Source organism: Amycolatopsis sp. lyj-112, from assembly GCF_046549055.1.
Taxonomy (GTDB): domain Bacteria; phylum Actinomycetota; class Actinomycetes; order Mycobacteriales; family Pseudonocardiaceae; genus Amycolatopsis.
Genome location: NZ_JAJPWS010000022.1, coordinates 1 through 18,978 on the forward strand (window position 1 = coordinate 1; position 18,978 = coordinate 18,978).

Genomic DNA, 18,978 nt, shown 5'->3' on the forward strand with positions numbered 1-18,978 from the left:
AACTCTCCAACAATGTCAAATTTGATCGAGGCAATTTAATGCACTCAAAGGAACCTCAAACGAGGTTCAAATACATAAGCTCTACTGGCTTAGTTCACTAGCACACTGTTGAGTTCTCAAGCAACACGCTTTGTTTCAAAGCGATATTCACAAGCTTTTGGTCGAGCATGCCGAATCCTACGGTCTTAGTCGTAGGGGGTCGGCGGCCGCTCGTGGGCCGACGCTGAACGTTACCTGGTCCGATTCGCGGTGTCAACCCGCTCGGCCCTTGTTCCTGGCCTGGGGCTTTTCGGCCCCGGTGGCCCGGTGTTCTTGGCGACGAAGAGAAGATTACATGCCCCGGAACCCCCCGAAAACAGGGGGGTCACTTAACGACATCGCCGCAGGTCAGCCGGTGCAGGGACCCCTCATCCGACGGTCTTCAGGTAGCGGGGCGGTTTCCGCGCCGGGACGATGCGTTCGAAATCGGCCGCGTAGGCGAGCACTCGGGCGTCCGCCCACCGGCCGGCCATGAAGGAGATCCCGACCGGGAGCTCGCCGGCGAACCCGGCGGGGACGGTCACGTCGGGATAGCCCGCGACCGCGGCGGGCGTCGACGACGGGATCACGTCGTTGTCGCCGGTCTTGCAGTCGGTCTTCCAGGCGGGCGGGTTCGTCGGCGCGGCGATGGCGTCGAGACGGTGGAGGGCGAGGGTCTCGTCGATCGAGCGTTTCGCGAGGTCGGTCAGCTCATGGCGCATGGCCAGGTAGCCGGGATCATGCGGACCGGGAGCGGCGAGCGCCTGCTCGAAGAGTTCTTGGCCGGCGAAACAGGTCTGCTCGAGCGGGTCGGAACGGTTATAGGCGGTCAGCCCGGCGAGGTCGCGGGGCCCTTCACGACGAGTGGCCAGGTAGCGATCGATGTCGCGGTGGAACTCGGTGAGCAGCGCCGGGAACTCCAGTTCACCGAGCCTCGCCATATAGGGCGGCGTGACCTCGATGACCTCGGCACCGGCCTTGACCAGCGAGTTTTTGGTCCGGGTGACGACCGCGTCGACGTCCGGGCCCAGCACCGGCAACCGCCAGATCCCGATCCTGGCGCCCTTCAGCACGCCCGGCCGCAGGTGTGCCGCGTAGTCGGTCGGCTGATCCGGCGGGTACGCGCCGGTGGCCGGGTCGCTCGGGTCGCGGCTCTGGAGGGCGGACATGGTCAGCGCGACGTCGACGACGTGCCTGGCCATCGGCCCGGCGGTGTCCTGTTCCGCCGAAATCGGCACCACACCTGTCCGGCTCACCAGGCCGAGGCTCGGTTTGTGCCCCACCGTCGAGGTCATCCCGGCCGGGCAGACGATCGAGCCGTCGGTCTCGCTGCCGATCGCGACCTGGGCGAGTGATGCGGCGACGCCCACGGCGGATCCGGCCGATGACCCACAAGGATTGCGGTCGAGCACGTACGGGTTGTTCGTCTGCCCACCGACGCCGGACCACCCGGACGTGGGTTTGGCGGCACGGAAGTTCGCCCATTCGGACAAGTTGGCCTTGCCGAGCAGGACCGCGCCCGCATCACGCAGACGGCGGATCAGCGTTGCGTCCTTCGTGGGCTTGCTGCGCAGGGCCCGGGAACCCGCGGTCGTTTGCATCGACCGGGTGTCGACGTTGTCCTTCACCAGTACCGGGATGCCGTCGAGCGGCCCTAGGGTCTTGCCGGCGCGACGCCGTGCGTCACTCTCAGCAGCTTGGGCGAGTGCGGCCGGATTGACCGTGAGGACCGCGTTCACTTTCCGGTCGACCTTGCGGATGCGATCGAGGTAAGCCGAGGTCAGGCCCACGGCGGTCAGCCGCCCGGACGACATCCTCGTCTGAAGCGCGGGGATGTCGGCGGCGTCGAGATCGAGGGGCCTACCGGTGGCGGATGCCGCTGCGGCGGTACTCATCGTGATGGTCACGGCGACCAGTGCCGTCAGTATTCGGAACACCGGTCGCCGCACCATCAGGTCTCCTTCGTCTAGAGAACCGGAAGCAGGGTCCGCAGCTCGTACGGGGTCACCGCGCTGCGGTAGTTATCCCATTCAACACGTTTGTTGCGCAGGAAGAAGTCGTAAACGTGCTCACCCAGTGCCTCGGGGAGTAGTTCTGACTTCTCCATCTCGGCCAGCGCCTCGCCGAGGTTCTGCGGGAGCTGGGAGTATCCGGCCGCGCGGCGTTCGGAGTCCGAGAGCTGCCAGATGTTGTCTTCGGCGGGCGGCGGCAGCTCGTAGCCCTTTTCGATGCCCTTGAGGCCGGCGGCCAGGATGACCGAGTAAGCCAGATAGGGGTTGCAGGCCGAGTCGAGCGTGCGGATCTCCACCCGGCGTGACGACGCCTTGCCCGGCGAGTACATCGGCACCCTGACCAGGGCGGAACGGTTGGCCCGGCCCCACGAAACGGTCGTCGGTGCCTCACTGCCGCTGATCAGCCGCTTGTAGGAGTTCACCCACTGGTTGGTGACCGCGGAGATCTCCTTCGCGTGGTGCAGCAGCCCCGCCACGAAGGCCTTGCCGGTCGCGGACAGCTCGTACGGGTCTTCCGCGTCGTAGAAGGCGTTGCGATCGCCTTCGAACAGGCTGACGTGGGTGTGCATCCCCGAACCCGGCTGATCGGTGAACGGCTTCGGCATAAAGGTGGCGCGGACACCCTGGGTGATCGCGACCTCCTTGACGACGTAACGGAAGGTCATCACGTTGTCGGCCATGGTCAGCGCATCGGCGTACCGGAGGTCGATCTCTTGCTGGCCCGGTGCGCCCTCGTGATGGCTGAACTCGACCGAGATCCCCATCGCTTCGAGTGTCTCGATGGCGTGACGGCGGAAATGCGTCGCGGTGGCGTGACTGGCCTGATCGAAGTAGCCGCCGTTGTCCGCAGGCTCGGGTTCACTTCCGTCATCCGGCAGGGTGGAGAGCAGGAAGAACTCGATTTCGGGGTGGACGTAGCAGGTGAAACCCGCTTCGGCCGCCTTCGAGAGCTGCCTGCGCAACACGTGCCGGGGGTCCGCCCAGGACGGGGAGCCATCCGGCATCGCGATGTCACAGAACATGCGCGCCGAGTACGGGCCGCCGTCCGGGGTCTCCCAGGGCAGTACCTGGAAGGTGGCCGGGTCGGGCTTCGCGACCATGTCGGATTCGTAGACGCGCGCGAACCCTTCGATGGCCGACCCGTCGAAGCCGATCCCCTCGTTGAAGGCACCTTCGAGCTCAGCCGGCGCTACAGCGACGGACTTGAGAAACCCCAGCACGTCGGTGAACCAGAGCCTGACGAAACGGATGTCGCGCTCTTCCAAGGTACGGAGCACGAACTCCTGCTGGCGATCCATGGCCGCACCCTAACGAGACCGTGTTAACGACATGTTTCGCGACGCGCCGATAGCCCGGAAGTGATGGATCACCCGACTGGAACCGGCTCGGGTTTGACGGCCTTCTTGATCGACAGCGAGGCGACCGAACCGAGCACGGCGAGGCCGGCGGCGATGTACCAGGCGAGGGCGTAGCTCCCGGAGGAGTCGCGGATCGCGCCGGCGCCGAAGGCCGCGAGACCGGCTCCGAGCTGGTGACTTGCGAAAACCCAGCCGAAGACGATCGGCCCGGCGTCGCCGAACTGGCGGACACAGAGCGCGACCGTGGGCGGAACCGTGGCCACCCAATCGAGGCCATAGAAGATGATGAACGCCCACATGCTCGGTTCCACCGATCCGCTCAGCAATTGCGGAAGCAACGCGAGCGAAACACCGCGGAGGGCGTAGTAGACGCCCAGCAGGATGCGCGGATCCACCCGGTCGGTGAGCCAGCCGGAGGCGATCGTGCCGACGACATCGAAGATCCCGACGAGGGCGAGCAGCCCGGCGGCGGTGGTCTGCGGCATGCCGTGGTCGTGCGCGGCGGGAACGAAATGGGTGCTGACCAGGCCGTTCGTCGTGGCACCGCAGATCGCGAAACCGGCTGCGAGCAGCCAGAACGTCCTGGTGCGCGCCGCCGAGCCGAGCACCGAAAGCGCGCGGCGGGCGGAACCGCCGGCGCGGACGGGCGGGGGCACCACGCCGGGTTCGGCACCGTAGGCGGTCGTCCCGACGTCGGAAGGGTGATCGCGGACGAGGAGCAGGACGACGGGAACGACGGCCAAGGCCGCGATGGCGATGACGAGGGAGGCCGTCCGCCAGCCGGCGTCGACGGCGAGGTTGGCCACGATCGGAAGGAAGATCAGCTGGCCGGTGGCGCCCGCGGCGGTGAGGACGCCGGTGACGACGCCGCGGCTGCGCACGAACCAGCGGGCGGCGACCGTCGCGGCGAAGCTCATCGCCATCGAGCCGGTGCCGACGCCGACCAGTACGCCCCAGCAGAGGATGAGCTGCCAGCTCGAGCTCATGAACACCGTGCCGCCCGCGCCGAGCGCGACCACGAACAACGCCGTCGCGGCGACCCGTCGCATGCCGAAGCGCTCCATCAGTGCGGCAGCGAAGGGCGAGAAGAGACCGTAGAGCACGAGGTTCACGGAGACGGCCGAAGCGATCGTCGCGCGCGACCAGCCGAACTCGTTGTGGAGCGGGTCGATCAGGACGCCGGGGGCCGCGCGGAAACCCGCGGCGGCGAGGAGGGCGACGAACGCGGCTGCGGCGACGAACCACGCACGGTGGAGTCGGGGCGAACGGGTTTCAAGTTCCACGGAAACAGCGTCATCGATCACGGCGGCCACCGAAAGCGGCTTGAAGGACACCGTGCGAAAGATTCGGGCCAAGGCCATAGGCTCTGACCCATGCGCTGCCGTCGTCTCGTGCCGGCCCTGCTGCTCACGATCGGGCTCCTCGGCGGCTGCGCGGGGTCACCCCCGTTGCCCTCCGCTCCGGAACTAGTGAGCGCGGCTGCCGACTCCCTCACCTCGTTGCGCAGCGTGCGGTTCACGCTCGGGGTGAACGGCGTCGTCACCGGGTTACCCGTGCGGGGGCTCGACGGCGAGATCACTCTTGAGGGTGGCCGAGACGGGAGTGCGGTCGGTAAGGCCGATCTGCAAGATGACTTTGAACGGGTGAAAGTCGAGTACCGGCTGTCCGGCGAGGAGATCACGCTCAGTGGCCCTGACGCGGAGCGGGTGATTCCGGCTTCGGCGCCGTACACGCCTCGGGCGATGCTGGGCGCCGACGGCGGGCTTCGGCGGCTGCTGACCGGGGCGACCGAGCTGCGGGGCGAGCGGTGGGAGCGGGTGCAGGACACCGACTCGATCCGGATCAGCGCGAAGGTGCCCGCCGCGGTGATCAGCGGGATCGTGCCGGAGATCAAGGCCGACGTGTTCGTGAAGCTGTGGGTGTCGAAGGCCGAGCCGCGGCAGCTGATGCGGGTGTGGCTGCAGGTGCCGCCGACCCGGCCCGAAGAGTTCGCGGTGATGTTGGAGCTGGCGTTGACCAGGCATAACGCGGTGGTCGTCGGGGACGGGCGATAGCAAAGGTCCCTTGCTCCCGCGCTAGGTGCAGCGGGCGTCGGGGGCGGGTAGTTCGCCGTCGATCAGGTACGCGAAGCCGGCCTTGTCGACGCACTCGTTGCCGTCGAGGAAGACGGTGTGCTGGGCGCCCTCGAACGTCAGCAAAGCTCCCTTGAGGTCGCGCGCGAGGTTCACGCCGGACGCGTGCGGGGTCGCCGGGTCGTTGGTGGTCGAGATGACCAGCGGGCGCGGCAGGCCCTCGATGTCCGGACGGTGGACTTCCGAGGTCGCGGGCACCGGCCAGACCGAGCAGATGTCGAGTTCGCTCATGTCCGGCGTGCCGCCGGTGAGGAACGGTGCGCCCTGGAACATCCGTTCGTGGGCGCCGTCGATGACCTTCCGGTCGGTGACCCTGGTGCTGTCGACGCAGCGCACCGCGAAGTACACGTCGAGGATCCCGGTGTACCGGCCGTCCGGCTCGCGGCCGTAGTAATTGTCGGCGAGCGCGACCAGGGTCTTACCGCTCCCCCGTTTGAGCTCGGCGAACCCGTCGTTGAGGAACTTCCACGCGTCCTGCGAGTACAGCGCGGCGCTCGTCCCGGTGATGGCGTCCTCGAACGACAGTTTCCGGTCCCCCGCCGGCACCGGCTTGGTGATCAGCGGCTGGACCAGGTCCAGGAACGCCTTCGTCACCGCACCCGGGAGCCGGCCGAGCGCGCAGTCCTCGCGCGCCGTGCACCACTTGCCGAACTCGGTGAACGTGTTCTGGAAGCCGGCCATCTGCGTCACCAGAGACTCGGCGGTGTCGAGTTCGGGGTCGACCGCGCCGTCGAGGACCAGCGCCCGCACCTTGTCCGGATAGGCCTCGGCGTACGCGGTCCCGATCTGCGTGCCGTACGAATAGCCCAGGTAGGTGAGCTTTTCGTCGCCGAGTACCGCGCGAAGGACGTCTAGGTCGCGGACGACGTCTCGGGTCCCGATGTTGGCCAGCATCTCCTGGCCGTGTTTCGTGCGCTCGGCACATCGGGCGCTGTACGCCTTGGCGTCGGCGAGTTGCTTCGCGATACCGCCGGGGCTCGTGTCGCTTTCCGAATCCTCCGCGCGGTCCGCATCACGCTCGGCATCGGTGAGGCAGACAAGTCTGGGTTCGCTGGTCCCGACACCGCGCGGGTCGAAGCCGACGATGTCGAACCTGGCGGCCAGCGTGGCCGCGGCCGGGGACTTCGCGATGCGCGCCGCGGACGAGACGCCCGAGCCGCCTGGTCCGCCGGGATTGATGACGAGCGAGCCGATCCGCTGGGCAGCCTTCTTCGCCTTATGCCGGAGCACGCCGATCGTGATGGTCTCGCCGTCCGGCTTCAGGTAGTCGAGCGGCACGGTGAGCTTCGCGCAGTCGTACGCCTTGTCGGCGAAGGCCCGCTTCGCCGACTGCGAATCCGCGAACGACGTGCACGAACCCCACGCGAGCTTCTGATCGGTGAACTTTTCGAGTGCCTTCGGGTCGGGAGTCGGCGACGCCGAAGTCACCGGAGCCGGCGGAGGTGCCGACGGCGTGGGCTGCGGCGGCGAGCTCGTGCACGAAGCGGCCAACGCGGCGACGACGAGCACGGCCGGGACGCGGCGAAGGCTCATCTCGCGATCTTCGCAGCGTCCCGGCCGGTCACGGGCGTTCGCGCCGAACTCGTTACTTCGCCGTGCAGCGCTTGCCGTCCTCCGGCACCGCGCCGTCCACCAGGTATTTGATCCCGACCTGGTCGACGCACGAGACGCCCTGCATGAACACCGTGTGCTGGTTGCCCTCGAACGTCAGCAAAGCTCCCTTGATCGCTTTCGCCAGGTTGACCCCGGCCTGATACGGGGTCGCCGGGTCGTTGGTCGTCGAGATGACCAGGGTCTTCGGCAGGCCTCCGACGTTGGGCTGGTGGGGCTCCGAGGTGTTAGGCACCGGCCAGAAGGCGCAGGCGTCACGCGCGGAACCGTCCGGCTTGCCGTCGTCGAGGAAAGGCGCCGCCTGGGCGTAGCGCTGCTGCGCGTCCAGGATCTTCGCCGGATCGGTGACCCGCGGATCGTCAACGCACCGGATCGCGACGAACGCGTCCTGCGTCGTCCCGTAGCGGCCGTCGGCGCCGCGCTCGTTGTAGAGGTCGGCCAGTTTTTCCAGGCCGTCGCCGCGCTGGCGCTTCAGGTCGTTGAGCGCGGAGTTCAGCGGTTCCCAGAGATCTTCCTGGTAGAGGGCTTGTATCACGCCGGTGGTGGCATCCTCGTACGACAGTTTCCGGCCGTCGCTCACGGGGACCGGGAAGTCGATCAGCGGCCGCACCAGGTCCTGGAACGCTTTCGTCACGCCCGCGGCGTCGCGGCCGAGCGCGCAGTCCTCCCGTGCGGCGCACCAGTTGGAGAACTCGCCGAACGCCTTGCCGAAGCCCTCTCCCTGCGCGACCAGCGACTCCACCGCGTCCTGTTCGGGGTCGACGGCGCCATCGAGCACCAAGGCCCGGACGTTGGTGGGGAACGCCTCCGCGTAGGCGGAGCCGATCCGGGTGCCGTACGAGTAGCCGACGTAGTTCAGCTTCGGGTCGCCGAGGACCGATCGCAGGATGTCGATGTCCTTGACGACGTCCCGGGTGCCCACGTTCGCGAGCATCGAGGAACCGTGTTCGGTCCGCTCGGAGCACTTGGCCGCGAACTGCTGGGACTCGGTCTCCTGCTTTTTCACCCCGTCGGGTGATCCGTCGGTCTCGCTGTCGTCCGCGCGGTCCGCGTCGCGTTCGTCGTCGGTGAGGCACTTGATCTGCGGCTCGCTCGCGCCGATGCCGCGCGGGTCGAAACCGACGATGTCGAAGCGTTTACCCAGCTCGTTCGTCGCGGTCCGGGAGGCGAGCCCGGCGCCGGCCACCATGCCCGAGGCACCCGGGCCACCGGGGTTGACCACGAGCGAGCCAATCCTTTCGTCGGTTTCCAGCGCCTTCCGGCGCAGCAATCCGAGCGTGATCGAGCCGCCTTCGGGCTTCGCGTAGTCGAGCGGGACGGTCAGGCGTGCACACTGTGCGTCCTTCACCCGGAACGCCGCTTTTGCGTCATCAGATGTCGCGTAGGGTGCACAGTCGGCCCAGGTCAGACTCTGCCCGTAGAACTTCTCGAGTCCTATGGGCACCTGTCCGGACGGAGCGTGCGACTCGGTCACCGGAGCCGGTGGCTGGGTTCTACCCTCGCCCGATGTACACGCGGCAAGCGTGACGGTGAGCAGGCCGGACAGCGAGATCGCGACGATTCGGCGGGCACGGGACCTGGCGCTGACATGAGTGGACACGGTTGGATCGTGCCATCGGCCAGGGAACTCGGCCGCACCACCACCGCGTTGGTGGTACGGGTGCGACGGCATGAGGAACAGACGGGAGCACAGGGGTGGCAGCACTGATCAGCCGGGTGGGCAAGAAGCTGCGCCGGATCATTCAGCGGCCGGGCAGCGTCGAGCTGACTCGCTACGAGGCGCTGCTGCCGGCCATCGAGAAGCTCGAGCCCGAGTTGGAGAAGCTTTCCGACGACGGGCTGACAGAGCGGGCCGGCAAGCTTCGCGAGTCCAAGTCCTTCGGCAACGACGAGCTGATCGAGGTCTGCGCGCTCGGCCGTGAGGCCGCGCGGCGCGCGCTCGACGAGCGCGCCTTCGACGTCCAGCTGCTGGGCACGATGGGCCTGCTCAGCGGGCATATCGTGCAGATGGAGACCGGTGAAGGCAAGACGCTGGCGGGTGCGCTGGCCGGAGCCGGGTACGCCCTGCGCGGCAAGCACGTCCACGTCGTCACGGTGAACGACTACCTCGCCCGCCGTGACGCGGAATGGATGGGCCCGATCTACGACCTGCTCGGCGTCTCCGTCGGCTGGATCGAGCCGGGTCACTCCCGCGAAGAGCGCCGCGAGGCGTACGCGAAGGAGGTCACGTACGGCGCTGTCAGCGAGATCGGCTTCGACGTACTACGCGACAGGCTGGTGACTCGCGAAGAGGATCTGGTCCAGCGCGCGCCCGAGGTCGCGATCGTCGACGAGGCGGACTCCGTGCTGGTCGACGAGGCCCGCGTGCCGCTGGTGATGGCCGGTTCGATCGACCACACCGACGCCGACGAAGAAGTCGCGAACATCGTCCGGCGGCTGCGGCTCGGGCTGCATTACGAGACCGACTCCGACGGCCGTAACGCCTGGCTGACCAAGGCCGGCGCTTCGGTGGTCGAGAAGGCCCTCGGCGGCGACATCAATCTCTACGACGACACCGGCTCGGACCGGCTGCCGGCGGTGAACGTCGCGCTGCACGCGCACGCGCTGCTCACCCGCGACGTCGACTATCTGGTTCGCGACGGCAAGGTGCAGCTGATCAACGCCGCTCGCGGCCGCGTCGCCGAACTGCAGCGCTGGCCGGACGGCCTGCAGGCCGCCGTCGAGGCGAAAGAGCAGGTCAAGGCGACCGACCGGGGCGAAATCCTCGACTCGATCACCGTGCAGGCGCTGCTCGCGCGCTACCCCGAGGTCGCGGGCATGACCGGTACCGCGGTCGCGGTCGCCGAGCAGCTGCGCGAGTTCTACAAACTCGAGGTCGCGGTCATCCCGCCGAACACGCCGAACATCCGCGAGGACCAGGAAGACCGGATGTTCGGATCGCCGTCGCAGAAACTGCGCGCGATCGAGGAGGAGATCCGGCGGGTGCACGAGACCGGGCGGCCGATCCTCGTCGGCACCCAGGACGTCGCCGAATCGGAGGAACTGGCCGAGAAGCTGGCGAAGGTCGAGCTCGAATGCATCGTGCTCAATGCCCGCAACGACGCTCAGGAAGCCTCGATCATCGCCGATGCCGGTAAGAAAGGCGCGGTCACCGTTTCGACCCAGATGGCCGGCCGCGGTACCGACATCCGGCTCGGTGGCAAGGACGGCGACGGCCGCGAGGAGGTCGTCGAGCTGGGCGGGCTGCACGTGATCGGCACCGCCCGCTACCCGTCGAGCAGGCTGGACGGCCAGCTGCGCGGCCGGTCCGGACGGCAGGGCGACCCGGGCAGCGCGGTGTTCTTCGCCAGCCTGAACGACGAACTCGTGCTGTCGAACGCGCCGGACATCCCCGAAGGCATCAGCTCCGACGTGGGCAGCGGCGAGATCACCGATCCGGCGGCGCTGCGGCAGATCAACCACGCGCAGCGCGTCGCCGAGGGTGTCGACCTCGAGATCCACCGGAACACGTGGCGCTACACGCGGCTGATCGAGCGGCAGCGCGGCGAGCTGCTCGAGCACCGCGACAAGGCGCTGCGGACGGGGCACGCGGCGGAGGTGCTGGAGAAGGCGCATCCGGAGAAGTTCAAGGAGCTCGCGGAGAAGGTCGACGACGAGGCGAAGGTGGAGCAGATCGCCCGCGAGGTGATGCTGTTCCACATCGACCAGCTGTGGTCGGACCACCTGGCGTTCCTGACCGACGTGCGGGAGAGCATCCACCTGCGGGCGCTGGCGCGGGAAACGCCGATCGACGAGTTCCACCGCGCGGCGATCCCCGAGTTCCACAAGATCATCCCGGAGGCGGCGGAGCGGTCGGCGAAGACGCTCGAGGACGCCGAGATCACCGATGACGGGATCGACCTCGGCGACGCCGGCGTGCGGCGGGCGAACACGACGTGGACCTACCTGGTGCACGACAACCCGTTCGACTCCGACTTCGAGCAGACGATCAAGAAGGTGCGGAGCATGATCAAGCGGAAGTAGCCGGTCAGGTCCAAGAACGGAGCAGGGGACCTTTGCTATCACTCTCTCCCGGAGAGTGATAGCAAAGGTCCCCTGCTCTCTTTTCGCGACGCGGGCTACGGCATTCTTCCGCCGTGCCGATCACCACGGAGTTCTGGGCGACCACCGCCCAAGTCATCCCCGCCCTGTTGCTTGCCTTCGTCCTGACCCAGCGTCCGGCCGAGCGCAAGGAAGACCGCGAGAAGGTGAAGCCCGGAGCGTTCCGGCTCATCTACAGCATGATCGTGCTGCTTTCCCTCGCGCTGGGCGTGGCGGCCGAGTTCCTGGCGCTGGACGGCCTGCTCGGCGGCGGCGGCCGCGGGACGGCGCGGGTGGTGATCCTCGCGATCGGGGTGCTCGCGTTCTGGGCGGTCCTGGCCGTGGCGATCTGGTCGGGCACGAGGTTCTTCCCCGAGACCGACGAGGACATGGACCGGCTGCGGCTCCGCGTCGGCGCGCTGCTCACCGGCCAGCTCCTGTTCGCGGTCGTGGTCGCGCTGCTGCCGCTGGCGGCGGCGATCTGGCTGACGATCCGGATGTGATCGCCCGGGCGCTGACACAGGTGGGCGATTCGGCACATCTGCTCGTCCCCGCGAGCGCGCGTGAGTGAGAATGTCGGCATGCCGCAACTGCGCATCGCACTGGCCCAGGTCAACACCACCGTCGGCGACCTCGAGGGCAACGCCGAAATCACCGTCGAGTGGACCCGCAAGGCCGCCGAAGCAGGCGCCCACATCGTGGTCTTCCCGGAGATGTCCCTCACCGGTTACCCCGTCGAGGATCTCTCCCTGCGCCCGACCTTCGCGTCCGCCTCCAAGCAGATGGTCGAAGCCCTCGCCCGCCGCCTCGACGAGGCAGGCTGCGGCGAGGTGCTCACCTACATCGGCTATCTCGACCTCGACGAGACCGGCCCGCGTGACGCGGCGGCCGCGCTGTACCGCGGCGAGGTGGTCGCCCGGCAGTTCAAGCACCACCTGCCCAATTACGGCGTCTTCGACGAGCACCGGTGGTTCAAGCCCGGGCAGGCTCTCGAGATCGTCCGCTTCCACGGTGTCGACGTCGGCATGGTGATCTGCGAGGACGTCTGGCAGGACGGCGGCCCGATCTCCGCGCTGGGCAAGGCCGGGGTCGATCTCGTGGTCGCGCCCAACGCCTCGCCGTACGAGCGCGCGAAGGACGACATCCGCCAGCCGCTGATCGCGCGCCGCGCGGCCGAAGCGGGCGCGCCGCTGGTGTACACGAATCAGATCGGCGGCCAGGACGACCTGGTCTTCGACGGCGACTCGATCGTCGTCGGCGCGGACGGCAAGCTGCTGGCGCGCGCGCCGCAGTTCGTCGAGCACCTGCTCGTCGTCGACATGGATCTCGCCGCGGGCGGGCACACCGCCGAGGGGGAGTTCGAAGGTCTGCGGGTCACGCGCCGCGTGCTCAGCGAGGACCCGCTCCCGGCGTACACCCCGCGCACCGAGTCGGCGATCAGCGAACCCCTTTCGGACGAGGCCGAGGTGTGGCACGCGCTCGTCGTCGGCCTGCGCGACTACGTGCACAAGAACGGCTTCTCGTCGGTCACGTTCGGCTTCTCCGGAGGCATCGACTCGGCGGTCGTCGCGGCGCTGGCTGCCGATGCCCTAGGTGGCGACAACGTCTACGGCGTCTCGATGCCTTCGGAGTACTCCTCGGAGCACTCGAAGGGCGACGCGGAAGACCTCGCGAGCCGCATCGGCGCGCACTACCGGGTCGAGCCGATCGCCGGCATGGTCAAGATCTACGTGGACCAGCTCCGGCTGACCGGCCTCGCCGAGGAGAACATCCAGGCCCGCGTCCGCGGCATGCTGCTGATGGCACTGTCCAATCAGGACGGTCACCTGGTGCTCGCCACCGGCAACAAGACCGAGCTCGCCGTCGGCTACTCGACGATCTACGGCGACGCCGTCGGTGCCTTCGCGCCGATCAAGGACCTGTTCAAGACGCATGTCTGGCATTTGGCCAAGTGGCGCAACGCCGAGGCGGAGAAGAACGGCGAGACCCCGCCCATCCCGGAGAACTCGATCACGAAGCCGCCGTCGGCCGAGCTTCGGCCAGGGCAGCTGGACAGCGACTCGCTGCCCGACTACCTGATGCTCGACGACATCCTCGACGACTACATCGAGGGCGATCGCGGCTATGTCGATCTGGTCGACGCGGGCTTCGAGCCGGAGACCATCGACCGGGTGGTGCGCATGGTCGACAAGGCCGAATTCAAACGCCGCCAGTACCCGCCGGGCACCAAGATCACGTTCAAGGCGTTCGGGCGGGACCGGCGGCTGCCGATGACCAACGGCTGGCGCGAGGGCACAGTCGTGGTCCGCTCAGCTCAGCGCGATCTGATTCCCCGCTGAGTTCAGGAGCACGGCCACCAGGCCGGGCTTGCCGTCCCTGCGGACGAGCATGTCCATCCCGAGCGCGCGGACCGCGGTTTCGACCGCGGCGGGCTCGGGGTGGACACCGGTGACCATGAGCAGCGGGATCGACGGAAGGCCTCGCGTCGTCGGATGCGGGGTGTTCCCCCAGTCGATGAGGAACGGCGCGAGCCCGTCCAGGCCGCCGGCTCCGGTGAGGCGCCAGGTCAGCAGTTCACCGTCGTCGGTGGCGCGCGACATCTCGGACGCCTCCCCCGGGTCGTAACCGCGTTCGCGCGCTTCGGTGATCGCCTCGTCGATGCCGTCCACTCGCGCCGCCCAGGTGAGCAAAGCGGGTTCGGTCAGATCGTCGATGCCGAACGGCCGCGGCCCGACGTGCTCGGGTTGATCCGGGTCGGGCCCGACCACCTCGAGATACGCACCGGCGCCGAGATCGGCCAGGTAGTTGGCCGTACCGAACCCGACATGCCTGCCGCCGCGTACAGGCGTGACACCGGTCAGGTCCGCGACGCGCGCGACGGCCTCTTCGAGGTTCGGCCCGGCGTAGACGAGGTGGTCGAGAACGAGGTCACTCATGCCCTTACTCCTACCGCAGTGGCCTCGTTCGCGGCACCGCGGTGTGGCGGTGTCGCCCGAATAGCGGCGAAGCCGAAACTGTCGGACCGGTCTCGTACCCTGGGTCTCATGACGGCACCGGGATACGCCGTGTTCGGCACCGCGATCGGCGACTGCGGCATCGCGTGGAACGAACGCGGGGTCATCGCGGTCCAGCTACCCGAAGGCAGTGAAGCGAAGACCCGGGCACGCCTCACCGCGCGGCTGCCCGAAGCCGTGGAGGCCACACCACAAGGTGACGTTCAGCGTGCGATCAACAGCATCGTTTCGCTGATGGACGGCAAGCGCACCGACCTCATCGGCGTCGCGCTCGACTACGAAGGCGTGCCGGAGTTCCACCACCGGGTCTATGAATTCATCCGCACGATCCCGGCGGGCAAGACCCTGACCTACGGCGACATCGCGAACATCCTCGGCATGCCCGGCGGGGCGCAGGCCGTGGGGCAGGCGATGGGCCGCAACCCGTTCCCGATCATCGTTCCGTGCCATCGCGTGCTCGCCGCGGGCGGCAAGGACGGTGGATTCTCCGCGCGCGGAGGGGTCGCCACCAAGCGCCGGATGCTGGTCATCGAAGGCGCTTTGGCGGACGAACCGACTTTGTTCTGAACGTTCTACTGGACCGGTGACCAGGGCTTGAGCCAAGGCGTCTCCGGCCAGCCCTCCGCGGCGGCCATCAACGGGATGGCGGTCGCGCCGTCGATGTGCTCGCGGATGATGTCGGCGTGCCCGGCATGCCGTGCGGTCTCCTCGATCACGTGGAGCAGCACCCAGCGGACCGACCACGCGTCAACGTCCTGCGGGTACCACGGCACGCCCTTCGGCACCGGGACCGGCTGGCCGAGGTCGGCGATCCCGGCGATGACGTCCGCGGTGCGGCGGGCGACGTCGTCGTAGCGCGCGAGAACGCTTTCGACCGTCTCCTCCGGCGCCATCACGTAGTCGGCTTCGTAGTCCTTCATCGCCTCTTCCAACGGCTTCGAAGGCTTTTGGAGAATGATGTCGATCCAGCCGTTTTCCACGCCGGCCGTGTGCTTGATCAGGCCGCCGACGCTCAGTGTGCTTCTCGTCGGGACAGCCCGGGCTTGTTCTTCGCTGAGGCCGTGCGCGGCGATGCGCAGAACGTGTCGCTGCTGCTCGAGGTAGGCGAGGAGACCCTCGCGCTCGTCGGCGACCGGGGGAACGTTTCCAGCCATGGTGGCTCCTTCCGTCGGGAAGGATCCTTACATCCGGACCCGGCGCTCCGGGGCGATTCGACGCAGCCGATCCCCAGGAAGAGAGCAAGGGACCTTTGCTACCGCTCGCTTAGGCAGGCTAAGTAAGCGAGAGCAAAGGTCCCTTGCTCCCGCTACGACTGCGGCCGCACGAAGGGGAACAGCACCGTCTGCCGGATCGACGCGCCGGTCAGCATCATCAGCAGCCTGTCGATGCCGATACCGAGCCCGCCGGTCGGCGGCATGCCGTGTTCGAGGGCGAGCAGGAAGTCCTCGTCCAGTTCCATCGCTTCGACGTCACCGCTCGCCGCGCGCAGCGACTGCGCCTCCAGCCGCCGCCGCTGTTCGAGCGGGTCGGTCAGTTCGGTGTAGGCCGTGCCGACCTCGGAGCCGAACGCGATCAGGTCCCAGCGTTCGGCCAGCCGCGGATCGGTGCGGTGCTGCCTGGTCAGCGGCGAGACGTCGGTCGGATAGTCGGTGTAGAAGGTCGGCAGCACCGTCGCGCCTTCGACGAGGTGCTCGTGCGCCTTCAGCACGAGATCGCCGTGCCCGGCGTCCTCGTTCACCGGCACCCCCGCGGCCCGGCACAGTCGCCGGAGTTCGGAAACCGGAGTGCCCGCGTCGATCTTCTCCCCCAGCGCCGTGGAAACCGCCTCGTGAACCGGGATCACCGGCCAGTCACCGGAGATGTCGTACTCGACGATCGTCCCGTCCGGTCCCGGCCGGCGCACCACCTGTGCGCCGTACGCGGCCTCCGCCGCGTGCTGCACGAGTTCGCGCGTCAGTGCCCGCATCGTGTTGTAGTCGGCGTACGCCTGGTACGCCTCCAACATGGTGAATTCGGGGTTGTGCGTCGCGTCGACACCTTCGTTGCGGAAATTCCGGTTGAGCTCGAAGACCCGCTCGACCCCGGCCACACACAGCCGCTTCAGGTACAACTCGGGCGCGATCCTCAGGTACATCCGCATGTCGTAGGCGTTGATGTGGGTGACGAACGGGCGCGCGTTGGCGCCGCCGTGCACGGTCTGCAGCATCGGCGTCTCGACTTCGAGGTAGTCGCCCTGGTGCAGTCGTTCCCGCACCGCGCGCACCACCGTCGACCGCATTCGCAGCATCGCCGTCGAATCCGGGTTGACCGCGAGGTCGAGGTAGCGCTGCCGCACGCGGGTCTCCGGGTCGGTGAGGCCCTTTCGCTTGTCCGGCAACGGATGCAGGCTTTTCGCGGTGACCGTCCACTCGTCGACGAGCACGGAAAGCTCGCCACGCCGCGACGTCGTGACCTGCCCGCTCACACCGACGTGGTCACCGAGGTCGACACCGCGCCGCCAACCGCCGAGGTCGAGCACGGTGGCGTCGAGCATCAGCTGGATCTCACCGCTGAAGTCCTTGACCCGCGCGAAACAGAGCCCGCCGAGGTTGCGCATCGCGAGCACGCGCCCCGCGATCCGGACGCGGTGGCCGGTGTTGCTGTCCGGGCCCAGGTCACCGAATTTGTCGACGATGTCGCCGAGCAGATCCTCCCGGGCGAAACCGACCGGGTAAGGGTCGATTCCGGCTTCACGCAGGCGATCCAGCTTGGCCATGCGGACCCGGACCTGGTCCGGGCGCCGTACCTGTTTCGGCGCGGGGGTGGCCGCGCTCGCGTCGATGCGGTGGACCTCGGCGACGAATTCGTCGGTCACCGTCTCCAGTTTCAGTGCCCTGCCGGACCGTCCGGTCGGGACGAATCCTTCGAGCGCGCCGGCCACGATGCCGACGCGCGGCAGCCGTCGAGCCGAGGAATAGCACAGGAAACGCGGTTCCCAGTCGGGTCCGTACTTGGCGTTGGACCGGTAGAGCGATTCCAGCTGGAAGAACCGGGACGCCATGCTGAGGACACCGCGCCACGCGCGCAGCACCGGGCCCGCGCCGATCCGCTCGCCTTCGGAGAAGACCGCGCGGAACATCGCGAAGTTCAGCGAAATCCGTTGTGCGCCCAGGTGCGAGCTCGCCGCGACGACCTCCGCGATCATGTACTCGTTGAGCCCGTTTTCGGCGTCGCGGTCGCGTCGCATCAGGTCCAGGGACAGGCCCCGGCGCCCCCACGGGACGAACGACAGCATTCCGCGAAGCTCGCCTTGAGCGTCGTACGCCTCCACCATCACGCTGCGGCCGTCGCTCGGATCGCCGAGCCTGCCGAGTGCCATCGAAAACCCGCGCTCGGTCTCCGCGCCGCGCCATTGCTGCGCTTGCAGCAACAGCGCCGCCATTTCGTCGATCGGGATTTCGCTGTGTCGCCGGACTTTGGTGGTGTATCCGGCCCGTTCGATCCGTTTGACCGCTTGCCGGACCGACCGGCGTTCCGGCCCCGCGAGGCTGAAGTCGCGGACGTCGAGGACTGCTTCGTCCCCGATTTCCAGTGCCCGCAATCCCGCGTCGGCGTACGCCTTCGCGCCGCGTTCGCTCGCGCCGAGCACACCGGGGGTCCAGCCGTAGGTGCGCGATTCGTTGAGCCAGGCGCGGACCGCGTCCGGCCAGGCGTCGGGGTCGCCGATCGGATCGGCGCTCGCGACACTGGTACCGGCGAGCACACGGTAGGCCACCGCCGCGCGCCCATTGGGTGCGAAGACGACACTCTTCTCGCGCCTGGTGGCGAAATAGCCCAGAGAGTCGTCTTCGCCGTGTTCGGCGAGCAGACGGCGTACCCGCAGTTCTTCTTCGTCCGTCCTCAAGCGACGGCTGCGTACTCCGCGGAAGAGCGTGTACAACGCCGCTGTCGCGACGGCCGTCGCACTGAGGTCGAGCACGAGGTCGAGCCAGGCGGGCCCTTCGGAGATGCCGACCCGGCGAAGCTGGAAATTCTCACCGGTCGTGTGGTTGACGACCCACGCGAACCGCTCCCATGTGTCGGCGAGGCGCCCGGGGAACGCTTCGCTCAGGCCCCAGCCGACGAGGATGACCGCGGCGAGGCCGCCGAGCAGCACGGTGAAGCCGTCGCGCCACGCGCTCGGCGCCAGGCGGGCGGGGAACGCGGGCCGCAGTTTCCAGAGGAGGGCGATCATGCCGATCGAGATCAGGTCGGCGATGGTCAGCACCCACAGCTGATGCGGGATGTGCCGGGCCTGCCACGGCCCCAGGTTCAGCAGCCCAGGCCACCACAGCAAGGCGGCCTGGAAGGCCAGGGTCATCGCCAGGCCGCCGAACTGGAACAACAGCAACGTGTAGAGGGCGGCGCGTTTGCGGCGACGGAGCGCGGAGCCGAGGACGACGAGCAGCAGGACGATCACGAGGCTCGCGTTCGTCGGGATGCTCAGCGTGGAGAACGCGAGGTCGCCCCCTTTGAGCACCGGCCCCCGCACGCCGCCGGCGAGTAGGAGAATCACCGAAAAAACGGCCGCGAGCTGCACGAGAGTGGCGACGATTCCGCCAGCCCTCGCCTTCCACGGCGAGACACGGCTCGCTGGGTTTCCCATACTGGCCTTTCGCGGAGCTCACAGGTGATCGACAGCTGCTACTACTTGACGTCACACAACCCCGTGTGGTTGTCACCGAACATCATCCTCCGGTCGCGAATCTTCTCGTTCGCGGGCGTGACGCTGCGT

Annotated in this window: 13 protein-coding genes; 5 read left to right on the top strand and 8 right to left on the bottom strand. The window is 68.0% G+C overall.

Features of this window, described 5'->3' with window-relative positions:
* Nucleotides 1-407: 407 nt before the first annotated feature.
* From ACLJRL_RS38970 to ACLJRL_RS38980, 3 genes are all read right to left on the bottom strand, one after another.
* Nucleotides 408-1,970 (bottom strand): amidase, encoded by a 1,563-nt coding sequence (locus ACLJRL_RS38970; protein ID WP_410661426.1) that lies wholly within the window; start codon nt 1,968-1,970, stop codon nt 408-410.
* A gap of 14 nt (nt 1,971-1,984) precedes the next feature.
* Nucleotides 1,985-3,328, bottom strand: a complete 1,344-nt coding sequence (gene glnA / locus ACLJRL_RS38975; RefSeq protein ID WP_410661427.1) for a type I glutamate--ammonia ligase — start codon at nt 3,326-3,328, stop codon at nt 1,985-1,987.
* 68 nt (nt 3,329-3,396) lie between these two features.
* Entirely contained in the window at nt 3,397-4,671 is a 1,275-nt protein-coding gene (locus ACLJRL_RS38980) for an MFS transporter (RefSeq protein ID WP_410661428.1), read from the bottom strand.
* 90 nt (nt 4,672-4,761) lie between these two features.
* Here ACLJRL_RS38980 and ACLJRL_RS38985 point away from each other — a divergent pair, with 90 nt between their 5' ends.
* Nucleotides 4,762-5,442: an LppX_LprAFG lipoprotein gene (locus ACLJRL_RS38985; protein WP_410661429.1), complete on the top strand. Its 681-nt coding sequence runs from the start codon at nt 4,762-4,764 to the stop codon at nt 5,440-5,442.
* Between the two features lie 21 nt (nt 5,443-5,463).
* Here ACLJRL_RS38985 and ACLJRL_RS38990 read toward each other — a convergent pair whose 3' ends face one another.
* Nucleotides 5,464-7,053 (bottom strand): alpha/beta hydrolase, encoded by a 1,590-nt coding sequence (locus ACLJRL_RS38990; RefSeq protein WP_410661430.1) that lies wholly within the window; start codon nt 7,051-7,053, stop codon nt 5,464-5,466.
* Nucleotides 7,054-7,105: 52 nt separating this feature from the next.
* Complete coding sequence (locus ACLJRL_RS38995; protein WP_410661431.1) at nt 7,106-8,731, bottom strand: alpha/beta hydrolase; 1,626 nt, start codon at nt 8,729-8,731, stop codon at nt 7,106-7,108.
* 95 nt (nt 8,732-8,826) lie between these two features.
* On the opposite strand from ACLJRL_RS38995, the gene secA2 reads away from it, so the two are divergent.
* The 3 genes from secA2 to ACLJRL_RS39010 all read left to right on the top strand — a co-directional run bounded on the left by secA2 (nt 8,827) and on the right by ACLJRL_RS39010 (nt 13,550).
* Entirely contained in the window at nt 8,827-11,154 is a 2,328-nt protein-coding gene (gene secA2 / locus ACLJRL_RS39000) for an accessory Sec system translocase SecA2 (RefSeq protein ID WP_410661432.1), read from the top strand.
* A 113-nt stretch (nt 11,155-11,267) separates the two neighbouring features.
* Nucleotides 11,268-11,714 (top strand): hypothetical protein, encoded by a 447-nt coding sequence (locus ACLJRL_RS39005; RefSeq protein ID WP_410661433.1) that lies wholly within the window; start codon nt 11,268-11,270, stop codon nt 11,712-11,714.
* 78 nt (nt 11,715-11,792) lie between these two features.
* Complete coding sequence (locus ACLJRL_RS39010; RefSeq protein WP_410661498.1) at nt 11,793-13,550, top strand: NAD+ synthase; 1,758 nt, start codon at nt 11,793-11,795, stop codon at nt 13,548-13,550.
* Here the strand turns inward: ACLJRL_RS39010 and ACLJRL_RS39015 are convergent.
* Nucleotides 13,521-14,147 carry a VOC family protein gene (locus ACLJRL_RS39015; RefSeq protein ID WP_410661434.1) on the bottom strand — a complete coding sequence of 209 codons (627 nt, stop codon included), beginning with the start codon at nt 14,145-14,147 and terminating at the stop codon, nt 13,521-13,523. The genes ACLJRL_RS39010 and ACLJRL_RS39015 overlap by 30 nt on opposite strands.
* A gap of 108 nt (nt 14,148-14,255) precedes the next feature.
* On the opposite strand from ACLJRL_RS39015, the gene ACLJRL_RS39020 reads away from it, so the two are divergent.
* Entirely contained in the window at nt 14,256-14,792 is a 537-nt protein-coding gene (locus tag ACLJRL_RS39020) for a methylated-DNA--[protein]-cysteine S-methyltransferase (protein ID WP_410661435.1), read from the top strand.
* A gap of 5 nt (nt 14,793-14,797) precedes the next feature.
* On the opposite strand, the gene ACLJRL_RS39025 is transcribed toward ACLJRL_RS39020, so the two are convergent.
* Nucleotides 14,798-15,379, bottom strand: coding sequence for a DinB family protein (locus ACLJRL_RS39025; RefSeq protein ID WP_410661436.1), 582 nt, complete (start codon nt 15,377-15,379; stop codon nt 14,798-14,800).
* A 152-nt stretch (nt 15,380-15,531) separates the two neighbouring features.
* Nucleotides 15,532-18,849 (bottom strand): bifunctional lysylphosphatidylglycerol synthetase/lysine--tRNA ligase LysX, encoded by a 3,318-nt coding sequence (gene lysX, locus ACLJRL_RS39030; RefSeq protein WP_410661437.1) that lies wholly within the window; start codon nt 18,847-18,849, stop codon nt 15,532-15,534.
* Between the last annotated feature and the right edge of the window lie 129 nt (nt 18,850-18,978).